The 20,803-nt window shown below is 63.8% G+C and carries 17 protein-coding genes; 4 read left to right on the top strand and 13 right to left on the bottom strand.

Annotated features, from left to right (window positions below; translation table 11 throughout):
* Window positions 1–181 precede the first annotated feature (181 nt).
* The 3 genes from OIU19_RS02180 to yiaY all read left to right on the top strand — a co-directional run bounded on the left by OIU19_RS02180 (window position 182) and on the right by yiaY (window position 3,637).
* Window positions 182–613 (top strand): PACE efflux transporter, encoded by a 432-nt coding sequence (locus OIU19_RS02180; RefSeq protein ID WP_264233057.1) that lies wholly within the window; start codon window positions 182–184, stop codon window positions 611–613.
* Window positions 614–798: 185 nt separating this feature from the next.
* Window positions 799–2,361, top strand: coding sequence for a threonine ammonia-lyase, biosynthetic (gene ilvA / locus OIU19_RS02175; RefSeq protein WP_264233056.1), 1,563 nt, complete (start codon window positions 799–801; stop codon window positions 2,359–2,361).
* Between the two features lie 127 nt (window positions 2,362–2,488).
* Window positions 2,489–3,637, top strand: a complete 1,149-nt coding sequence (gene yiaY / locus OIU19_RS02170; protein WP_264233055.1) for an L-threonine dehydrogenase — start codon at window positions 2,489–2,491, stop codon at window positions 3,635–3,637.
* Window positions 3,638–3,701: 64 nt separating this feature from the next.
* Here the strand turns inward: yiaY and OIU19_RS02165 are convergent, their stop codons facing one another.
* The 3 genes from OIU19_RS02165 to OIU19_RS02155 all read right to left on the bottom strand — a co-directional run bounded on the left by OIU19_RS02165 (window position 3,702) and on the right by OIU19_RS02155 (window position 7,238).
* Window positions 3,702–4,886, bottom strand: coding sequence for a hypothetical protein (locus tag OIU19_RS02165; RefSeq protein ID WP_264233054.1), 1,185 nt, complete (start codon window positions 4,884–4,886; stop codon window positions 3,702–3,704).
* An 84-nt stretch (window positions 4,887–4,970) separates the two neighbouring features.
* The gene (locus OIU19_RS02160; RefSeq protein WP_264233053.1) at window positions 4,971–5,438 is read right to left on the bottom strand and encodes a VOC family protein; all 468 of its coding nucleotides are present in this window, start codon (window positions 5,436–5,438) and stop codon (window positions 4,971–4,973) included.
* 174 nt (window positions 5,439–5,612) lie between these two features.
* On the bottom strand, window positions 5,613–7,238 hold the full coding sequence (locus OIU19_RS02155; RefSeq protein ID WP_186554572.1) for an NADP-dependent glyceraldehyde-3-phosphate dehydrogenase: 1,626 nt from the start codon (window positions 7,236–7,238) through the stop codon (window positions 5,613–5,615).
* A 140-nt stretch (window positions 7,239–7,378) separates the two neighbouring features.
* Between OIU19_RS02155 and OIU19_RS02150 the strand changes: the two genes are divergently transcribed.
* Window positions 7,379–9,613 (top strand): bifunctional diguanylate cyclase/phosphodiesterase, encoded by a 2,235-nt coding sequence (locus OIU19_RS02150; protein ID WP_264233052.1) that lies wholly within the window; start codon window positions 7,379–7,381, stop codon window positions 9,611–9,613.
* A 19-nt stretch (window positions 9,614–9,632) separates the two neighbouring features.
* Here the strand turns inward: OIU19_RS02150 and OIU19_RS02145 are convergent, their stop codons facing one another.
* The 10 genes from OIU19_RS02145 to OIU19_RS02100 form a co-directional block, all read right to left on the bottom strand.
* Window positions 9,633–10,424, bottom strand: a complete 792-nt coding sequence (locus OIU19_RS02145; protein ID WP_264233051.1) for a ChbG/HpnK family deacetylase — start codon at window positions 10,422–10,424, stop codon at window positions 9,633–9,635.
* Complete coding sequence (locus OIU19_RS02140; RefSeq protein ID WP_264233050.1) at window positions 10,396–11,565, bottom strand: GNAT family N-acetyltransferase; 1,170 nt, start codon at window positions 11,563–11,565, stop codon at window positions 10,396–10,398. The genes OIU19_RS02145 and OIU19_RS02140 overlap by 29 nt, the downstream gene beginning before the upstream one ends.
* Window positions 11,566–11,569: 4 nt before the next feature.
* Window positions 11,570–12,259, bottom strand: coding sequence for an N-acetyltransferase (locus OIU19_RS02135; protein ID WP_264233049.1), 690 nt, complete (start codon window positions 12,257–12,259; stop codon window positions 11,570–11,572).
* A 106-nt stretch (window positions 12,260–12,365) separates the two neighbouring features.
* The gene (locus OIU19_RS02130) at window positions 12,366–13,670 is read right to left on the bottom strand and encodes a lipopolysaccharide biosynthesis protein (protein WP_264233048.1); all 1,305 of its coding nucleotides are present in this window, start codon (window positions 13,668–13,670) and stop codon (window positions 12,366–12,368) included.
* Window positions 13,667–14,677 carry a polysaccharide deacetylase family protein gene (locus tag OIU19_RS02125; protein WP_264233047.1) on the bottom strand — a complete coding sequence of 337 codons (1,011 nt, stop codon included), beginning with the start codon at window positions 14,675–14,677 and terminating at the stop codon, window positions 13,667–13,669. Before OIU19_RS02125 ends, OIU19_RS02130 begins: the two co-directional genes overlap by 4 nt.
* A 9-nt stretch (window positions 14,678–14,686) precedes the next feature.
* Window positions 14,687–15,823: a glycosyltransferase family 2 protein gene (locus OIU19_RS02120; RefSeq protein WP_264233046.1), complete on the bottom strand. Its 1,137-nt coding sequence runs from the start codon at window positions 15,821–15,823 to the stop codon at window positions 14,687–14,689.
* Entirely contained in the window at window positions 15,816–16,781 is a 966-nt protein-coding gene (locus tag OIU19_RS02115) for a glycosyltransferase family 2 protein (protein ID WP_264233045.1), read from the bottom strand. The genes OIU19_RS02120 and OIU19_RS02115 overlap by 8 nt, the downstream gene beginning before the upstream one ends.
* On the bottom strand, window positions 16,778–18,148 hold the full coding sequence (locus OIU19_RS02110; protein ID WP_264233044.1) for an O-antigen ligase: 1,371 nt from the start codon (window positions 18,146–18,148) through the stop codon (window positions 16,778–16,780). The genes OIU19_RS02115 and OIU19_RS02110 overlap by 4 nt, the downstream gene beginning before the upstream one ends.
* Complete coding sequence (locus OIU19_RS02105) at window positions 18,145–19,227, bottom strand: glycosyltransferase family 4 protein (RefSeq protein ID WP_372353280.1); 1,083 nt, start codon at window positions 19,225–19,227, stop codon at window positions 18,145–18,147. The genes OIU19_RS02110 and OIU19_RS02105 overlap by 4 nt, the downstream gene beginning before the upstream one ends.
* The gene (locus OIU19_RS02100) at window positions 19,224–20,798 is read right to left on the bottom strand and encodes a Wzz/FepE/Etk N-terminal domain-containing protein (protein WP_264233043.1); all 1,575 of its coding nucleotides are present in this window, start codon (window positions 20,796–20,798) and stop codon (window positions 19,224–19,226) included. The genes OIU19_RS02105 and OIU19_RS02100 overlap by 4 nt, the downstream gene beginning before the upstream one ends.
* Window positions 20,799–20,803: the final 5 nt, after the last annotated feature.

The following is a 20,803-nucleotide window of genomic DNA, read 5'->3' as shown; positions in this document are numbered from 1 at the left end:
ACTCCTCGTCCGATTCCGTGTCCGAAGTTGTACGAATGCGTCGCGCTTGTAGGAGTTAGATACAAGCAGGGGAACCAGGGGTTGTCCAATTGCGGGCGCAGCTGCCAGCGGATGCTGCAAAGGTTGAAGATCCGCCCAGAGCGGCGTACCGTTTCTGTCCATTTCTCATCAGGAGGCCCCCATGCAAGGCAAGGCCCGCAAGATCGTCCAGGCCATCTGCTATGAAGTCATCGCCGTGGCCTGCGTAGCGCCGGCGCTGTCGTTGATGTTCGACGCAGGCATGGCCCATTCGACGGTGCTGTCGGTGCTGATGTCGGGCATCGCCATGAGTTGGAACATGGGCTACAACTGGGCCTTCGAGCGCTGGGAGGCACGTCAGCACCAGCGTACCCGTACCCTGTTGCGCCGGGTGCTGCATGCCTTGGGCTTCGAGGGCGGCCTAGTGTTGATCCTGCTGCCGCTGGTGGCGTTCTGGCTCGACATCAGCCTGTGGCAGGCATTGCTGACCAACCTGGCCTTGTTCATGTTCTTCTTTGTCTATGCCTTCGTGTTCCAGTGGGGCTTTGACAAGGTGTTCGATGTGCCGCTCTCGGCCCAGCACGTCAAATGTTGACTTGCCGTACCCAGGCAGGCTAACGTCAGCGCCCATGAATACCTTCCCGCAACGTCGCGCCCTGAGCATTATTATTACCGCCATTATCGGATTGGCGGGCTAGCGCGTACGTGCACCGAACCCGCCCTGGAGGCGGGTTTTTTCTCTCTGACTCCTGGGCAAATCAAAAAAACCAGGAGTCATCGATGACCAGCCTCAGTGTCAGCCCGCGTACCGTCACCACGCCGCAACAATTGCTTTCGGAGCAGGTGCGGCGGATTCTTGCCGCCCCCGTGTACGACCTGGCCATCGAGACCCCACTGCAAGTCGCTCCCGCCTTGTCAGCAAGCTTGGCAAACCAGGTGCTGCTCAAGCGTGAAGACCTGCAGCCAACCTTCTCGTTCAAGATCCGCGGTGCCTACACCCGGCTATCACGCCTGACCACTGCCCAGCGCGAGCGCGGCGTGATCACCGCCTCGGCGGGCAACCACGCCCAGGGGGTCGCCCTGGCTGCGGCGCACCTGGGGATGCGTGCGACCATCGTCATGCCCACCACCACGCCGACGCTGAAGATCGAAGGCGTGCGCTCGCGCGGTGGCAATGTGGTGCTGCATGGTGAGAGCTTTCCCCATGCGCTGGCCCACGCCCTGCGCTTGGCCGACGAGCACGGCGCGACGTTCGTGCCGCCGTTTGACGATCCGGACGTGATCGCAGGCCAAGGCACCGTGGCCATGGAAATCCTCCGCCAGCAGCCTGGGCCGCTGGATGCGATCTTCGTACCAGTGGGCGGCGGCGGCCTGATCGCCGGGATTGCCGCCTACGTCAAATACCTGCGGCCCGAGGTCAAGGTGATCGGCGTCGAGCCGCAGGATTCCAACTGCCTGCAAGCGGCCATGGCTGCCGGTGAGCGGGTGATCCTGGCGCAGGTCGGCACATTTGCCGATGGCGTTGCAGTGGCGCAGATCGGTGCCCATTGCTTCGAATTGTGCCGACATTTCGTCGATGAAGTGATCACCGTCAGCAGCGATGAGCTGTGCGCGGCGATCAAGGACATCTACGACGACACCCGCTCTATCACCGAGCCCTCTGGTGCGTTGGCGGTGGCCGGGATCAAGAAGTACGTGGCCCGTGACGGCGTGCAGGGGCAGACCCTGGTGGCGATCGACTCGGGCGCCAACGTCAATTTTGACCGCCTGCGTCATGTCGCCGAGCGGGCCGAGCTGGGTGAGCAGCGCGAGGCGATCATCGCCGTGACCATCCCGGAGCAGCCAGGCAGTTTCCGCGCATTCTGCCAGGCCCTGGGCAAGCGCCAGATCACCGAGTTCAACTACCGCTATTACCCAGGTAAAGAAGCGCGGCTGTTCGTCGGGGTGCAGACGCATCCGCTGAACGACCCGCGCGAACAGCTGCTGGCCAGCTTGCGCGAGCAGGGCTACAGCGTGCTCGACCTGACCGACAACGAGTTGGCCAAGCTGCATGTGCGTCATACCGTCGGTGGCCATGCCGCGCCTGGGGCGCACGAGCGGGTGTTGCGCTTTGAGTTCCCGGAGCGGCCGGGGGCGTTGCTGGGCTTCCTGGAGCGCTTGGGCAAGCGTTGGAACATCAGCCTGTTTCATTATCGCAACCACGGCGCGGCTGAGGCCCGGGTGTTTGCCGCGCTCGAAGTGCCTGGGGATGAACTGGCGGGGCTGCCGGTGGCATTGGATGACATGGGCTATCGCTACTGGGATGAGACGGATAACCCGGCGTATCAGCTGTTTTTGGGCTAGAAGTACCGCGCCCATCGCTGCAAGTCGGCGATGGGCGCGTCACTCACAACAAATTGCCCTGGATCAACACCCTTCGCGCCATTCAGGTCGATCCTCAAGCCAGACCCAGTTTGCCGAGGATCCGCCCATGAGCAGCACATTCTTCATCCCCGCCGTCAACATCATGGGCATCGATTGCCTGGAGGAGGCGATGACCGCCATTGCCGGCTATGGCCTGCGCAAGGCATTGATCGTCACCGACCAAGGGCTGGCGAAGGCTGGCGTGGCCCAACGTATCGCCGAGATGCTGGCAATGCGTGACATCGATTCGGTGGTGTTCGACGGCGCCCAGCCCAACCCGAGCATCGCCAATGTCGAAGCGGGCCTGGCGGTGCTCCAGCGTGAACGCTGTGACTGCGTGGTGTCCCTCGGTGGCGGCTCACCCCACGACTGCGCCAAGGGCATTGCCCTGTGCGCGACCAATGGCGGGCATATCAGCGACTACGAGGGCGTCGACCGCTCGAGCAAGCCGCAGTTGCCGCTGATTGCGATCAATACCACTGCCGGTACGGCCAGCGAGATGACCCGCTTCTGCATCATCACTGATCAAGCACGCCACGTGAAAATGGCCATTGTCGACCGCAACGTCACGCCGATTCTCTCGGTCAACGACCCAGCCTTGATGGCCGCTATGCCCAAGGGCTTGACTGCCGCGACGGGCATGGACGCCCTGACCCATGCCATCGAGGCGTATGTGTCGACAGCGGCAACCCCGATTACCGACGCTTGCGCGCTCAAGGCCATCAGCCTAGTCAGCGACAACCTGCGCCAGGCGGTGGCGGACGGCAAGGATCTGCAAGCGCGGGAGAACATGGCCTATGCCCAGTTCCTCGCCGGCATGGCGTTCAACAATGCCTCGCTCGGCTACGTCCATGCCATGGCCCACCAGCTCGGCGGCTATTACGACTTGCCGCATGGAGTCTGTAATGCGGTGCTGCTACCGCACGTGCAGCGCTTCAATGCCAAGGTCAGTGCAGCGCGTCTGCGCGATGTGGCCAAGGCCATGGGCGTGCGGGTGTGTGCCTTGGATGCGCAGCAGGGCGCGGGGGCGGCGATCAGCGCAATCGAGCATCTGGCTGCGGCCATCGGCATTCCCGCGGGGCTGGCGGAGTTGGGTGCCAAAGTCCAGGACGTACCGGTCCTGGCTGAAAATGCGTTGAAGGACGCGTGCGGGCTGACCAATCCGCGGCCGGCCAGCCAGGCTGAGATCGAGGCGATCTTCCGCGCGGCGTTCTGATCGTTCAGCCCAATCGTCGGACACGTCGCAGTGACGTGTCCGACGATTGGCTGCGCTACGGTCTTCAGCGCTCGCGCATGAAGAACCCTGCAACATACTTGCGAAACGTCTCCAGGCTCTTGAAGTCGGCATAGCGCTTGAAGTGCTCGGTCTCAGGCTCCGGCCCCAGCGGTTGTTCGAGCAGTGACACCGACAGCACCCGGTCCTGATCCGAGGTCAGCACCAGTTCATCCATCACCTGGCCGCCGATCACTGGCCGGCGCATCAGCACCTTGACCCCCTTGCTCGCCATCCAGTCGATCAACGACACCAGCGCCTTGAGCGGTTCGCGCTCTTCATCGCGGTACACCGGGAACAGATGCGCGCGCGACAATACCGGCACGCTGGCGACATGGATCAACTCATAGAAGTGGCTGCCTGCCGTGGTCGGTGAGTAAAGGGCCAAGGCCAGCAGTGGCCCAGTGGTGCGGCTGCCACCCCAATACAAGTGATGCCCCTGGAAATCGAAACCATCTTCGCTGCGGGCGTTGAACAGCTTGCGTGCCTTGATCTGATCGACGCAGTCGAGCAACAGGCCGTGGCGGCGGTGGTTGGCAAATACCGTGGCTTCGCGCAGGCGGGACTTGAGCATCATCATGTGCTTCATGTCCAGGCGTGTTTCCAGGTAGTTGCTGGCCGGCACGCGTTCGAGCAAGGGGTAGCGACTGGCGACGCTGCGCAGTTCGGCGAATTGGGCGGTGAGGTCTTTTTTCAGGTGGGTGGCATAGACGTTCAGGCCGCTGATCTCGATCCAGGTCAGCAGTAACGACAACAGATGTTGCTGCTCACGCCGATCGCCAGGCTCTGCAGCCGCGCCGCCTTCTGCGGTTTTGCGAAAATCGCCTATCAGCCGCAACGGCGTATCGGGCGCCAGCCAAGCCGGTGGCGGGGTGGTCTCGTTGCGGCGCTCGTCGGCCTCGCGTTCATCCTTGGTGAACGGGCAGCCGGGAGCATGCTCGGGGGTGTCTGGGTTGTTGCGCAGGATCAGCCGACCCGTGTCGCCATTGAGGGCGATGTTGAGCACCGGCGAGGCGTCCTTGCGGCAATCACAGGCCAGCCACTGGTTGGCGCTGCGCACCTTCATCAGCATCTGGTTAGCCTGCAGCACGGCAGGACCGCTGAGGGTGGCGCTGGCAAAACCGGCCAGCAGTTCTTCCTCGGCCAGGGTCAGGCTGCGCACCAGGGTGGCGTTTTTCTCGATGATTCGCATGAAGCAGCTCCAAGCTACAAGCCTCAAGCTTCAAGCAAAGCCGCGTCGCTTTCAACTTGAAGCTTGTGGCTTGGCGCTCGAGGTTCAGTTAGCGCTGAACATCTTCGCCGCGCGGGCGCGGATTTCTTCAACCGAGAGGTCTTCCTTGTGGGTCGAGACGAACCACAGGTTGCCGAACGGGTCCTTCACGGTGCCACTGCGGTCGCCGTAGAACTGGTCTTGCAACGGGCTGACCTGGGTAGCGCCTGCGGCGATGGCCTGGGCGTAGATCTGGTCGCAGTCCTCGACATACAAGTGCAGGCCAACCGCTACGCCGTTGACCGATTGGCTGGCGGTCAAGCCACCGCTTTCGCCGCAGGGTTCGGCGAGCATCAGCGACGAGTCGCCGATTTTCAACTCGGCGTGGCCGACCCGGCCGTCTGGGCTGTCGAGGCGAAACATCTCTTGGGCGTTGAAGGCCTTTTTGTAGAACTCGATGGCCAGGTGGGCGTCTTTGATGCCCAGGTAGGGGGTGATGCTGTGTTGCCCTTCGGGAATCGGTTTGGCTGCCATCTTGTTATCTCCTTGGGGTTTGAGCATTGGGCGGGTCATGCTGGCCTCTCGCGGGACCAGCCCGCTGCTACACGGACGGTGTCGCGCGATGAGGCCAATATAAACAGCGAGGCTGTATGCTTATACAGCTAGCCGCTTAACGCAAATGCCAATTCCCCATAAGCAACCGTCTGGCTAGAAGATGTAGTCGGTCGTCAGGAAGCTCGATTGTCGATTACGGATGATCTCGCTGATCAATTGTTTGTTAGCCTCCTGGAACTTGGTCGCGACCAAGGTGCGGATCGAGAATACCCGCAAGGCGTCATGTACCGACAAGGTCCCTTCAGCGCTGTTCTTGCGGCCGTTGAACGGGTAGGTATCCGGGCCACGCTGGCACTGCGCATTGATGTTGATGCGCCCCACCTGGTTGGCAAAGGTGTCGACCAGCGTGCCGATGGTCTGGGGATCATTGCCGAACAGGCTCAACTGCTGGCCGTAGTCGGAATCCAGTACATATTCGATCACTGTCTCAAGGTCGCGGTAGGGCACCACGGGCACCACCGGCCCAAACTGCTCCTCGTGATACACGCGCATATCGGCGCTGACCGGGTAGAGCAGGGCAGGATAGAAGAACGACCCCCGGCTGTGGCCGCCGCCTTCATGCTCATTGAGTACCTGCGCGCCCTTGCCCTTGGCATCCTCCACCAAGGCGTTGAGGTAGTCGACCTTGCCTTGCTCTGGCAGCGGCGTCAGCGCCACCCCCGGTGCCCAGGGCATGCCAGGCTTGAGCGCAGCCAGCTTGCGTTGGAATTTCTCCAGGAACGGCGCGACCACATCCTCGTGCACGAACAGAATCTTCAGCGCGGTGCAGCGCTGGCCATTGAAGGAGAGGGCGCCGGTCACTGCTTCCTCGACGGCGTTATCCAGGTCCACCTGGGGCAGCACGATCCCGGGGTTCTTGGCATCCAGGCCCAGCGCTGCACGCAGGCGGTGCGGGCGTGGATGGAGTTTTTTCAGGTCGCTGGCGGCTTTGTGGGTGCCGATGAAGGCGAATACGTCGATCTTGCCGCTGGCCATCAAGGCGCTGACGGTCTCCCGGCCGCGACCATAAATGACGTTGATCACCCCGGCCGGGAAGCTGTCGCGGAACGCTTCGAGCAGTGGCCGGATCAGCAGCACGCCGAACTTGGCCGGCTTGAACACCACGGTATTGCCCATGATCAACGCCGGGATCAGGGTGGTGAAGGTTTCGTTCAGCGGATAGTTGTAAGGGCCCATGCACAGCGCCACGCCTAGCGGCGCACGGCGGATCTGGCCGAGGGTGCCTTGTTCGAGTTCAAAGCGGCTGGAGCGTCGGTCCAGATCCTTGAGGGCGTTGATGGTGTCGACGATGTAGTCGCAGGTGCGGTCGAACTCTTTCTCCGAATCCTTGAGGTTCTTGCCGATCTCCCACATCAGCAGCTTGACCACCGCGCTGCGCTGTTCGCGCATGCGCGCCAGGAACGCTTCGACGTGCTGGATGCGCTCGGCCACGCGCATGTTCGGCCAGCTGCCGCGGCCTTTGTCATAGGCTTGAACCGCAGCATCCAGGGCGGTGAGTGCGGTGTCGGCGTCAAGCAACGGTGCACTGCCCAAAATCACCTGGTGCTCTTCATCGCCCTGTTTGAGCCAGACCGGACTGCGTACGGTAGCCAAGGGCCCATGCCATTGCCTGAGTTCGCCATTGACGAGGTAATCGCGCTGTTCCAGGGGCGGGCCGAGGCGCCAGGCTTCGGGGATTTCTTCGGCGGTCGGAAACAGCGAATCGAGCAAACGGTCCATGGTTACTGCACCTCACAGGTTAGGCTAGGTGAAACGCTTCAGCGTCCGAGCATGCACCCGCCGCAAGAAAAACACCAGTCTGGCTCAACATTGGCCAGCCTGCGCCGATACAGGATCAATCGTCCTCCGATCGCGGGCCCATGAGAACCGTCCACCCTTCCCCTGATGACCCGCCAGCCGCTGCGGGCTCGCTGCGTCACAGCGCCAACCGCCTGCTGCCAGTGGGTTTTGCCCTGATTGGCATCAGCTTGTCGCTGGTGCTTGGCCGGCTGGACGTGCAACGCGAGCAGAGCGAGCAGGTCGCCACCATTGCTGCACATTTGTCTGGGGTGCGGGCCGCCTTAGAAGCGCAACTGCGCGCAGCCTTTGGCGAAACCGAGGGCATTGCCCAACTGATCGCCGCCGATGGCCATATCAGTGCCGAGCACTTCCATGGTATGGCGCGCGAAGCCTTGGAATCGGTGCCGTACATGCGCCATGTGTCGCTGGCGCCGGACGATGTGATCAGCGATGTCTATCCGCTCAAGGGCAACCAGGCCATCATGGGCCTGGACTATCGGCGACTGGCCGACCAGTTCCCGCTGTTGCAATCGGCGCGCGAGCAGATGCAGCCGGTGCTTGCCGGGCCGGTGAAGCTGTATCAGGGCGGCCAGGCGCTGATATATCGGCGCCCGGTGTTCATCAATGGCAAGCGCGGGGTGAAGTTCTACTGGGGCAACGTCTCGACCGTGGCCGACATCGATCGGCTGCTGGCCGCCGCCGGGCTTGGGCCGGAGCTTGAGATCGACGTGGCCGTGCGTGGCGCTAATGGCCAAGGCGGCGATGGCGGGTTGATCTGGGGCGATGCACGGCTGTTCGAAGACCCGCTGCTCAGCCAGACGGTGGAAGTGCCAGGTGGTCGCTGGCAGCTGGTCGCTGCCCCGCATGCCGGCTGGCCGGTGCTGGGCTTGTTCGCGTCGCCCTTGTTCCTGTTCGCCTTGAGTTGCACCGGGCTGTTCAGCGTGTTCGTCGCCCAGCTCAATCGCAATCACCGTTTGCTCAAGCAGCGCAACCGCGAACTGCGCCAGTCGCAGGCCCAGCTGGAGCGCCTGGCCCACTACGACACCATCACCGGGCTGCCTAATCGCGTGCTGTTCCAGCAGCAGTTGGCCGCTGCCATCCTCAAGGGCAATGGCCTGGCAGTATTGATGCTGGATATCGACGGCTTCAAACAGGTCAATGACAGCCTCGGCCACCCCATGGGCGATTTACTCTTGCAACAAGCCACCGCGCGCTTTTTGCAAGAACTCGACAGCGTCGACCGCGTTTGCCGACTTGGCGGCGATGAGTTCGTGTTCATGCTCCAAGGCAGCCAGGGCCAGGTCAGTCACCAGGTACGGGCGATCTTGCGTTGCCTGCAGCGGCCGTTCGACCTTAACGGCAATGCTGCGCTGGTCACCGGCAGCATCGGTTTGGCCTGGTGCCCGCAGCATGGCGAGAGCGTCGACAGCCTGCTGCGCCATGCCGACACCGCCATGTACGTGGCCAAGGAGAGCGGCCGCAATGCCTGGCGCCCGTATCACCCCGAGATGACCGCGCGCCTGCAGCAGCGGCTGGAGCTGGAGCGCAACCTGCGCCGGGCCCTGCAGGACAACGAATTCGAGCTGTGGTACCAGCCCAAGGTGGATTTGTTCAGTGGTCAGCTGGAGGGGGTCGAGGCGCTGTTGCGCTGGCGTGACCCCGAGCATGGGTTGGTGTCGCCGGCCGAGTTCATCCCGTTGGCCGAGCGCACCGGTTTGATCATCCCGCTAGGTGAGTTGGTGCTGGATCTGGCCTGCGCACAGTTGGCTAGCTGGCGCGCCGCAGACTGTTTGCCTGGGCCATTGGCGATTAACGTCGCGGCCTTGCAGATCGAGCGCAGCGATTATGTCACCAGCCTCGCTACGGCGCTGGCGCGTTACGACTTGCCGGCGCAACTGCTGGAGGTGGAAATCACCGAAAGCCTGTTGATGGAAAGCCAGCAACAGGCCTGCGCGGTGTTGGCCCAGCTGCAAGCCATGGGCGTGGCCACCGCGGTGGACGACTTCGGTACCGGCTACTCGTCGCTGGCCTATCTGCGCTCGCTGCCGATCGACCACTTGAAGATCGACCGCGCCTTCATCAAGGACTTGCCTGGCGACGACGATGCGGTGGCCGTCGCCCGCGCGATCATCGACCTGGGCCATGCGCTGGGCTTTCGGATCACCGCCGAAGGCATCGAAACCCAGGAGCAGTACGACTTTCTGCGCAATGCCGGGTGCAATCAGGGCCAAGGCTACCTGATGGGCCGGCCGATGCCTGCGCCGGCGTTGCAGGCATGGCTGGTGCAACATGAGCAGCGGCGGCCGGCGCGCTGAGATCGCTGCTCGACGCCTATCAAGTCTGCGCAGCGAGCGCCGAAGGCTGAGCAGCCAGGCAGGTGTAGCCAACCCGAGGTAGCCCCGCCAGCCGCTGGTCAATCAGGTTCTTGAGCGACTCGCCGGTGGCCAGGTAGGCATCACCAAAGTCATGCCCGCCCAGTGCGCTGGGATGGGCGACGATTTCCAGTACGCCCCGTTTGGGCGCCAGGCCCGCCTTCAAGTCCTGCGGCGTGCATACATAGTCCGCCGTCGCCCCGCTGAGTTGGCGCAAGCGCCGATTGAGCAGCGCCTTGAAGATTTTCTTCAAGGGGCCGATGTTCTGCCCCAGGTTGCGCGCCAAGCGCACCGGCACCCCTTGTTTGCGAGCGAAGCGCGCGACGATCTCGCCGATTGGCCAGATGTTGTGCACATGCTGATGCGAGTCCAGGTGGCTGGGCATCACCCCATGTTCCAGGCAGCGGTTCCACTGTGCTTCGAGCTCCTGTTCGACGGCCAGCCGCTCACGCCGCGACAGGCGCAAGGTGCGGCGCTTGAGCTTGAGTTCGAATTCGCCGTGCGGCGCGCAAAAACGCGCTTCGGCCAAGATGGCCTGGCTTAACGGCCGGCCGTAGGTCAGGTTGAAATGCAAGCCAATCCGCCCTTTGAGCGCCGGCTGCTGGGCCAGGACGCAGGCTGCGGCAAACGCCGGCATGTTGGCCATGGCAGTCGCCGAACTGATCAATCCGGCCTGGAAGGCATGCAAGATCACCGCGTTGGTATGGGCACTGAGGCCGAAATCGTCAGCGTTGACTATGACCTGAGATGGCATTCGGACTCTCCTGTGGGGGATTGGGGGTGGCCGCGACCTGGGGGCTGGCGGCGCGCTTGCGCAGGCGCGGCTTGAGCCACTGCCAGCAGCGCAGCGCCAGGCCCAGGGCGATGCCATCCAGGCGCCAGCTGTAGCAGCTCAGGCGCCACTGGTCGACCTGCTCGGTCTGGCGTTCGTGCAGCTGGTGGCTGGAGTTTTCCAGGCTGACGCGGGAGGCGTCGACCCACTGCCAGCCGTCGTCCAGGCCCCAGTGGATGAATTCTTCGAGCAGCACCCGGCCACTGCCCAGGTCACGATGGGCAGGCTCGAAGGCCAGGTTGTAGTCGTATACCCGGCCACGTTCGAGCAGGCCTAGGCGGTAACTGATGCAGCGGCCGTCGAGTTCTAGTAGGACCAGGCACACCAGGCCTTCGCCAGCCAGGGCGGTAAAGGCCTGGTACATCCACTGGCGGCGCTGTTCGCCGGAGAAGATGCCGACTTCATCGTCACCTTTCCAGCTGGCCGCTTCGACAGCGCTGATGGCATCGAGCAACTCGCTGATCGTGTCCTTGGTGGCGATCACGCGGCGCACTTGCGCGCCACAGGCGGCGATGCGTTTGCGCGCGCGGCGCAGTTTGTAGCGCGGATCGCCGCTGACCTCCTGGCGATCGGCGTCGCTGATGCGATGCACCGGCACGCTGCAGGTCAGGCGCCGTTCGAAGGTCGAGCTGCGGCTGGCCCAGCGCCGCAGCCAGTTGTCACCGGCAGCGCCGTCGGGCACTTCGCTCAATTGCAGCAGGGCATGTGGCAGCTGCTTGCGAATGGCACGCAGGACCTTGCCAGCAGCATTGCCCGGCAGGTCGATCAACAGGGCGATGCGGTCACTCAGTGGGTAGCCCAGGTGGCGTACCACCGCCAAAGAAATGGGGCCGAATGCTTCGCGCTGGCGCACCAGCGGCAGGCACAGGCAGAGCTGGCCGTTCTTGTAGCCAAGCAGCACTTGCAGCAATTGCCCAGGTTGCAGGGCGGCCTCGGCGGCACGCAGCCAGCCCAGGTGGTTGAAAGGGGTGCTGCCGGCCAAGCGCTGGCGCAGCGCCTCGTAGTCGGCAGCGGGGAAGTCGGGGGTGCGCAGCGAGGCGCACCAGCTCAGGCGCAAGCCCATGGCTTCACGACGCCGTGGCCGAGACGGTTTCCCGCTCAGGTTTACGCAGTGGCTCAAGGCGTGACTCGGTGTAGCGGGTTTCACGGAAGAACTTCCAGCGACCAAAAAGGCAATACACGTTCATGATTCGTCCTTGCTCCTTGTAGCCCGTACGCAAATGCAACTTCAGCGCAGGGATGTTGTCGCTTTCGCACACATCCACCACCTTGGTGCAGCCTTGTGCGGCCATGGCTTTCCAGATTTCCAACTGGATATCCAGGGACAAGCGCGTGCCCCAGTATTTGCGGATCAGCTCGCCACCGAACTCGAAGAATTCGCCTGCTTGCACCGGGAACCAGCACCCGTAGAAGTGGCGGTCGTGGTAGTGCCGGCTGCTGCCCCAGATGAACGCACAGGTGTGGTTGTCATCGTCAAGGAACATCAGCCCGGTGTGGCCCTCGGCGGCCAGATCGCGCATGACTTCCACGCGATCGCCGAAATGCTTGGCAAAGGCCTGGACATTGTTCACCGTGATCCGCTCCACCCGCAGCGGCGTGTACGGTTTAAGCCGGTGGGGAGGGACAGGGCTGACCAGGTCGCGCTCCATCCACAGCAGTTCCCAATGGTAGAAAACGAATCGCTTGAACGCGGCTCGCAGTGTGTTGCGCAATCCTTTGCGCTTGATGCGCTCCCGGATTTTGCTCAATGCACGCATGGTGCCTCCTGTTTGTGGCAGGTCGAGATGCGTCGGTTGACGCGTTCCAGCTCAGGGCGACCTCCTACTGCCCTGGCGCTTGGAGGTGGAGTGAGAGAAGAGAGATTCATGCCGGCCTCCGTTGCAGCATCTGGCGCAGCGGGGCGAAGTCGCTGGGTAAAACGATCAAGGTCTGCCCCAGCGCTACGCCACTGAGCCGGCAATACAGCACCAGCATGGCCACGGTCACAGTCAGGTAGGCGATGGAGGAGGCCATGGCGGCGCCGACGATGCCCCAGGTGGGGATCAGGACCAGGTTGAGCACCAGGTTCAGCGCGGCGCCTGCGCCCATCATCAGCGACACCGTGCCGGGGCGATTCTTGCCCAGCAGGTCCAGGCGCAGGATGCTCGCGTAGCACAGCCCAAGCAGGCCTGGCAGCAGCGCCAGCAGGGCCGGGTAGGCGGGTTGGTACTCGGCGCCGAACAGGGTCACGATCAGCCATTGGCCGATCAGCGCCATGCCCAGGCAGGCGCCGAGCATGACCGTGGCGGTCAGGCGCAGGGCCAATGGGGTGATCTTGTCCATGCCGGCATCTTGTTGCAGCAGGCGCTTCATCAGCGGCGTGGTGACTGCCTCGGGGATGATCAGCAGCAGTTCGGCGGCGGCGCTGGCCATGGCGTAGTGACCCAGCGCGGTACTGCCCAGAATCGCGCCGATGAACAGGTAGTCCGAGCGCAGGATCAGTTGCTGGAACAACAGGTCCGGATGACTTTTGGCGCTATAGCTCAGGAGCTCGCGCTGGCCGCTGCGGTCCCAGCGCAGGTGCAGCGGGTGTTGCCGCCGTAGCCACCACAGGCCCAGTACCAACACCAGGGCGATACCGCCCAGCCAGCTGATCAGCGCCGCTTCCAAGGCGTGCTCCTGCCACATCCAGTACAGCCCGACGAACAGCAGCAGCGGCGCCAGTGATTCGCTAAGACGCAGGGCATTGAAGGCGCCGACGCCGCCGCTGGCGTTGTGCAGGGTCAGCAGGCCGCTCTTGAGCACGGTCATGGGCACTGCCAGCAGCAACAGCCAGGCGAGCACGCCCAACTGCAGGGTGATCTCCAGCTCAGCACCAAACTGGCGCACCAGCACGACACACACCAGCGTCAGCAACCCGGCCAGCAGGCAGCCATAGATCAACACCTGGGTCAGCAGCAGGCCCATATCGCGGTGCTTGGCCGCCTGGTAACCGACGGCACTGTTGAGCCCGCCGCTGGTGGCGGCGCTGATCAGGTCGGGCAGGGTGCTGAGCAGGGCGAACAAACCGCGCTCGCTGGGGCCGAGGATGCGCGCCAGCAACACGTTGCGCGCCAGGCGCAGGGCGATCATGGCAAGTTTGGTGCCCATGCTCAGCAGCAGATGGCGCAGGTAGCTGTTGCGGTTCATGAGCGGCTCCCGCGGCTGATGCGCCAAGCCAGCAGCGAAGGCCGGCTGGCATTGCGTTGGCTGACGCCGATACGCGGCAACGCCAACGGGTCGTCATAGCCTTGGCAAATCCCGGCGCGGGTGCTCAGGGCATAGGGGTAGCGGTGGGCGGCGACCCGCGCGCGAACCCGCTCATCGTGGTCGCCGTTGGGGTAGCAGTACACCGGCAGCGGCTGCTGGCAGCCTTGGTTGAGGGCGGCGTGACTGCGTTGCAGTTCTTCATCCAGACGGCGGTCGTCCAGGTACGGCAGCAACGCATGGCTGGCGCCGTGGGGGCCGAAGCGCACCAGGCCTGAGTCTTCCAGTTCGCGCACCTGCTGCCAGTCCATGGCCTGGGCCAGGGACTCTGGCGGGCAGGCGTCGGTGAGCAACTGCAAGGCCTGATGATTGAGGCTCTTGAGGCCTTGCAGATACTGCGCCAGCGCGTGGCTGCGCGCTTTGGGCCGGTCGTTCATGAAGTAGGCCGCAGGCAGCGGCCGGCCGAGCTTGCGCAAGCGCTCGATCAGTTGCCGACGCGGCTCTTCGCCATGGCTGCCCCACAGGGTTTCGCCGACGCTTTCCCACCAGAAGCGCTGGCGGCTGCCGATGAAATCGGTGGAGAGGAAGATGCTCGCCGGTATGTGATGTTTACGCAGCAAGGGAAAGGCGTTCAGGGCGTTATCGCGCCAGCCGTCGTCGAAGGTCAGGGCAACCTTGGGCCGGCCGCTGCCGCGAGTGCCTTGGTGGTCTTTGAGCAGGTCCATCAGGCTGACGCAGTCAAAGTGCCGCGGCAGCCAGCGCAGCAGGCCCTCGAAGGCCTTGGGGCCGACGCACAGTTCATTGCGATGGGGCAGCGCGGCGCTGGCGTCGTCGGCCAGCACCCGATGCAGCATGAGTATCACCCCGGCACCGCGCAGCTGGCTGCGGCCCTTGGGAGAGTTGAGGTAGAGCCAACCGCTGGCACGCTTGATACTGGTCTTGATCGGCATGTCAGGCACTCATCGAGTCTGGTCGGGGTTCCATTGGTTGTAGCTGTGCCCGCGCAAGAACTGCCACAGGCCCACGCTCATCCCCGCCAAGGTCACCAGGACGAATGCGGCCAGGCGAAACGGCTTGGGCAGGCGATGACGCACATCCAACAGGCCCGCCACGGCAATCGCGTAGCAGAGCAACTGGGCGACCAGCGTCAGACGGTAGAAAACGTGCTCGTCGAGCAGGAAAAAGTTGGCCAACAACAGCGGCAACAGCAGTACCGGCGCCAGCCGGCGAATCAGCTTGTGGCTGATCAGGGCGATGGCGTACAGGCCATGGCGCAGTGGGTTGAGCAGCTCGCGGCGGGCGGCCAGGCTGATCAGACCGCCGACCGTGACCCGCTGGCGGCGGCTGAATTGCCGATGCGCTTCGTCCACGCCAATGTCCAGCACCTTGGCCTGGTCGACGTACACCACGCGCTTGCCGGCCACCGGTGCGCAGGTATTGATGTAGAAGTCGTCGTTGACCCGTGGCGGGATCGGTTGGTAATACTCGCGGCGTACCGCTTGCAGCGCGCCATCGGCCGAAACCGTGCAGCCGGTTCGGTTTTCCACCCGGCGCAGCCAGGCTTCGTAGTGCCGATACAGGCTTTCCCCCAGGCTCAGGCCTTTACCGGCGACGGGGATGACCATGTTGCCGACGCTGGCGCCCACGGCCGGGTCGGCAAACGGTGCCAACAGGGCGCTGAGGGTGCCATCGAGCCAGTGCACATCGGCATCGGTGAACACCAGGATATCGCCGCTGCAGTGTTCGACGGCGGCGTTGAGCACGCTGTTCTTGCCTTGGCGTGGCAGGTCCAGCACGTGAATTCGCGGGTCACCGAAGCTGCGTGCCAGGGCCACGGTGCGATCGCTGGAGCCATCGCTGGCAACGATGATCTGCAGGTCGGCGGCTGGGCAGTTCTGCGCGAGCAGGTTGCGCAGTTTGCCTTCGATATGCCGCTCCTCGTTGTGTGCGGCCACCACCACGCAGACCTGTTGCAGGGGCAATGGCCCTGGCCGATGGCGCGCGAATAACGGCCCGACCAGGGTCAGCAGCAGCGGGTAGCCGAGCCAGGCATAAAAGGGCAGTAGCAGGCAGAGCCAGAAGATTGATTCAGCCACGTGCGGGCCTCCTTGCATTCCAGTTGAACAGGCTGAGTACACAGGCCGCGCCGGCCAGGTGCAGGCGGACCCAGTGCAGGCCCCAAAGCTGCAGGACAAACAGTGGATCGCGGTGTTTCAGGCTCTGGCGCAGGCTCAGGACCAGGGCGGGCAGGGCGCCGACCAGCGCAAGCAGCATGGCTGCGCGACCATTGCCGGCCACTAGCAGCGCCAGGGCAAATGCATCGAACAGCCAAATCGCCAGCGACAGTAGCGGGAAACGCAGCAAGCGCAGGCTCAGGCCGTTGCTTCGCAGCAATTGCAGGTGACTGCCCTGGCGCCACAGCTCTTTGCCCAGCCATTCCGCCCAACTGCCTTCGAAGCCCCAGTGCAGCACCACCGGTTGGCGCAGCACACGCAGGCGCGCGCCGGCTTGATGCAGGCGCAAGGTGAAGTCTTTGTCTTCGCCCGTGCGCAGCCGTTCGTCAAAACCGCCGACCCGGTCGAACCACTGGCGCTGCATCAACAGGTTGGGGGTCGGCAACCAGCTGCTGTCTTGCAGAGCTTGCCCGGCGCGCAAGGTGCGGCGCTGCCAGGCATAGGCGAACCACGGCGCCTGGCGGGGGGTGTCGCAATCCAGGGCGAACACATCGCCTTCGCCACGACGCTGCAGGTCGAGCAAGCGGCTGAGCCAATCGCTGGGCACCTCGATGTCGGCGTCGAGAAACGCCAACCATTGCCCGTTGCTGGCGCGGGCGCCGTAGTTGCGCAGGGCGCCGATGGCCATCTTTGGCAGGCTCAGCACCCGCGCACCGAAGCCTTTGGCAATAGCAGGGCCGGCGTCGCTGGAGCCGTTGTCGACCACCAGCACTTCACAGTCGAGCCCGGCATTGGCGGCTGCCACCTGCACCGCCTGCAAGGTCCGGGCAATATGCCGGGCCTCGTTGAACATGGGAATGACGATGCTGATCAGGCTCATGCTGCCCCCTGCAGTGCCCGGGCCTGGGTCGCTTCACGCCAGACCACGCTGGACAGCGCCAGCATCAGCCACAGGTACTTGAGGCTCGGTGAACTGAGGAACATCAGGAACAGCGCAATGGCCAGCATGCTGATGGTCAGGTGGGTCATCATGTCGGCTTTGTCGTGCTCGCCGATCGCCGCCCAGGCCGCGCGCGCCCGCCAGAAGTTGCGCAGAGCCAGGGCGATCATGCCAACGAACAGCAACCCAGCTGGCAGGCCGATTTCGCTGAAGATTTCCAGGTAGGTGTTGTGTGCGCGGCGATACAGGTCGGTGGCGACGCTGTTGACCGGGGCAAAGGCCTTGGAGAAGCCGGTGTCTGCGTAATGCAGTGGGAAGGTGCCTGGGCCGGCGCCGAGGACTGGGTTGTCGCTGATCATCTGCTTGCCCACCACCAGGTAGGTGGCGCGCCGGCCCAGTGACTCGTCCTTGTGCGCATTGACCCCGGACTTGAGCATCGCCAGCGACGCGATACGATCGACATAGCTGGCCGGCACTACCGCAGCGGCCAACGGCAGGATGATGGCGATGCCAAGCATGGCGAAGCCTAGGTGGCGCGGGCGAATGTGGCTGAGCTGCTCCCGGTAGTTGTAGAGCAGGATGCCCGAGCTGATCAGCAGCACCACCAGCCCCGAGCGGGAGTCGGTCTTGGTCATGCCGGCCAGCAGCAACAGACAGCAGCCGATCCAGAACAGCTTGACCGGCAGCTGGCGGCTCTTCAAGGCCAGCCACAAGCCCATCGGCATGGCCACGGTAATCATCATGGCGAACAGGTTGGCGTCGAGCATGGCGGTGGCGCGGCCGCCTTCCTGGTACTTGGTCGAAAATATGCCGAACAGGCACATCACGCAGACGCTGAGGGTCATCACCCGGGCCAGCCAAGGCAGGTTCAGGTCGCGGCCGATGAGCAAGGTCAGAACGAACACCACCAGGCCGACGATCAGGTCGCGCAGGTGGTTCAGCGACAAACTGAGGTTGTCGCTGGTCCACAGGCTCAGCAGATAGAAGGTCAGAAACAGCGCCAGCAGCCGCCAGTGCGAGCTGCGCAGGCGCGCGCCTTGCAATTGGCCGACCGCCAGTTGCAGGGTGAGGATCAGGGCCAGGCCAATCCCCACCAGTTTGGCGCCGGAGACCAGGCCATCCTTGAGCAAGCCTTCCAGCGGCACCAGGGTGACGATCGCCAGCAAGCCCAAGGCCGGCCGCCGGTACAAGACCAGCGCACCGGCAAGGCCGAGCACCGCGCCCGGCGCCAGGTAAGGGTAGGGGCTGGCCAACAAGCCCAGGCACACCATGGCGACCAGGCCGACCAGCGACAGTGGAATGATCATGCGACGACCTCCTGTGCCGCGCCCCGGTAAACCTGGGCCCAGCGTTGTGCCAGGGTGGGTAGGTGGTAGCGTTCACGTTGGGTCTGGCGGGCGCGGGCGACCAGCTCGCCAGCCTGCGCCGGGTCTTCGAGCAAGGCCAGCAGCTGTTGGCCCAGCTCATCGACGGCCAATGGCCGGGCCAACAGGCCATTGCGCCCATGTTCGATGACGTCAGGGATGCCGCCGACGCCGAAGGCCACCACTGGCACGCCGTCCTGCATGGCTTCGAGCAGGATCATCGGCGTGCCTTCGGTGCGCGAGCTGATCACCAGCGCATCCAGGCGGGCCATCCAGCTGCGCATATCGCGCTGAAAGCCTGGCAGGGTGATGCGCTCGGTGAGCCCGGCGGCATCGATGCGCGCTTGCAGTTCAGCGCGTTCAGGGCCTTCGCCGAGCATTACCCCACGCACCTGCGGGTGGCGATGGCACAGCGGGATCAAGGCGTCGAGGAACAGGTCCGGGCCTTTTTCGCGGCTCAAGCGTCCCACGTAGCCGGCCAGCCAGGTGCCGCTCGCCGGTATCCGTTCAGGCAGGGCAGCGGCTTGCGGCAGGCCATTGGGGATTACCTGCAGGCGGCTCGCCGGTACCCCCGCATCGCGCAAAATACGCGCGATGCTTTCGGCCACGCAGACCACCCGCTCAACGTTGGGCATACGGCACAGTTGCAGGCTCAGCCAGGTATACAGGCGTTGCTTGCGGCTGCTGGGGGTAAAGCCGTGCTGGGTGATCACCAGCGGCAAGCGCCACACGCTGGCGCCCAGCCAACCGAACACCAGGCCTTTGAAGTTGTGCGTATTGATCAACGGCCGTTGCTCGCGCAACAGCCGCAGCAGCGCTGGCAGGCTGTCGCACGACTGGCACTGAACCCCTGCCTCGCGGAACCGGGTTACCAGCTCCGCCGGGGCATCGAGGAACACCACGCGATGGTCGCCCGAGGTCGCCTGGCAGTGGTCCAGCAGCATGCGCTCAGCACCATAGAAGCCGCCGCTGCTGAGCAGGTGCACGATCGGCCGGCCGGCGGCGGGCACGGCGGCGTTCAATTGCGCACCCAGTGCACCAGCCGCGGCAGCGACCAGGTCTTGTGCGGGTTGGGCAGGGCCGGGGCGTGGTCGTTGATTACCAGCAGCACTGGCAGGCCCAGCTCTTGACCGATTTGCGCAGGGTGTTTGAAGCGATGGTCGAAGAACTCCTTGACGTAGACCACGGCAATCGCCAGGAGCAAGCCGCAGAGCAAGCCGAACGGAATGATCAGGCCAGGTTTGGGGAAGGCCGCTGCGGTTGGCTCGTAAGGTGCGCTGAGGATCCTGGCGTTGGACTGGCTACCGTCGAGCAGGCCCTGGCCACGGCTTTCTTCATAGCGCTGGGCGTAGGTCGAGAAGGCCTTGTGCAGGGCATCGATCTCGGTGTCCAGCTGGCGGGTCTTGCTCTGGGTTTCGCGCAGTTGCAGGATGCGCGCCTTGTAGTCGGCGATGCGCTGGGTCTTCTGGTCGATCACTTGCTGGGTGACAGAAAGATCCTGTTGGCGTTCACGGATGCGGTTCTCGACGATCTTGAGGAACTGCCCGCGCAGCTGGGCGATCTGCTCACGTGCCAGCAGCATGGGTTCGGAACCCGGCTGGAACACCGTCCGGTCGGCGTTGTAGCGCGCCAGTTGGGTGGTCAGTTGCTCGCCCAGTTGCTTGATCTCGCGGTCTTCGAACGCCACGTTCTCCAGGGTGGTGGTGAAGGTGTAGGGGAAGGCGTAGTCGGCAATTCTTGCCTTGCTGGCGGCAGCCAGGTGGGTTTGCAGGTATTCGAGCCACTTCTGGTTCTGCAACTGGCGGTCGCGCTGCACGTTCAGCGCCTGCTCTTCGGTGTTGATCGCATTGAGGCGGAAGGTGATCTCCTCTTTCGGGTCAGACGAGCTGATTGCCGTCAGCAGGCCCATCCGTTGCCCTTCCAGGTCACCCAGGCGGGCTTGGTAGTGGAGTTTTTTCTGCTCGTAGAAGCTTTGTGGCAGCTCATTGGACTGCAGGTCCTGGCGGTTTTTCAGGAAGTTGTCCAGCAACTGGCTGACGAACAGGGTGCCGACCTTGGGATCATCGGCGCTGTAAGTCACCGAGATGACGTTCGAACCTGGCAGGGTCTCGACGGTGAGTGCCTTGACCGCTTGGTCGGTGAGGGCGTCCAGCTCGGTGTCACGCTGTGCCACTTGCTCACTGCCAAACAGGCGCTTCAGCGGATTGAGCACCTGCTCGCGCAGCGGCGTGAACACATGACGCTGCAAGGCGCCCGGCTCGGTCTTGAACTGGCCATCCTTGCGCAGCTGGTCGATGGTCTGGCGAATCAGGGTCGGCGAGCGCAGGATGTTGCTCTCGGTTTCCATGTCGGCCAGGGTCGGTGGAATGAAGCGGTCGGCTTCTTGGGTCAGCGCCGAACTGGTGTCGCTCTGTGAGAGTTTCTTCGACTGCACGATGACCTCAGCGGTGATGTCGTAGCTCTGCTTGAGCACGAACGGCAGCACCAGGGCGATCACCGCAAATACCAGGAACACCCGCTTGGCCAATTGCTTATTGGCAAAAAAGATGCGGAAGAACTCATGCACATAGTTTTCTTTGGGTTGCGTCGTCATGGTCC

It is taken from the genome of Pseudomonas sp. BT-42-2 (assembly GCF_025847435.2).
GTDB classification, from domain to species: Bacteria; Pseudomonadota; Gammaproteobacteria; order Pseudomonadales; family Pseudomonadaceae; genus Aquipseudomonas; species Aquipseudomonas urmiensis.
This window is presented reverse-complemented; position numbering and strand designations above follow the sequence as displayed.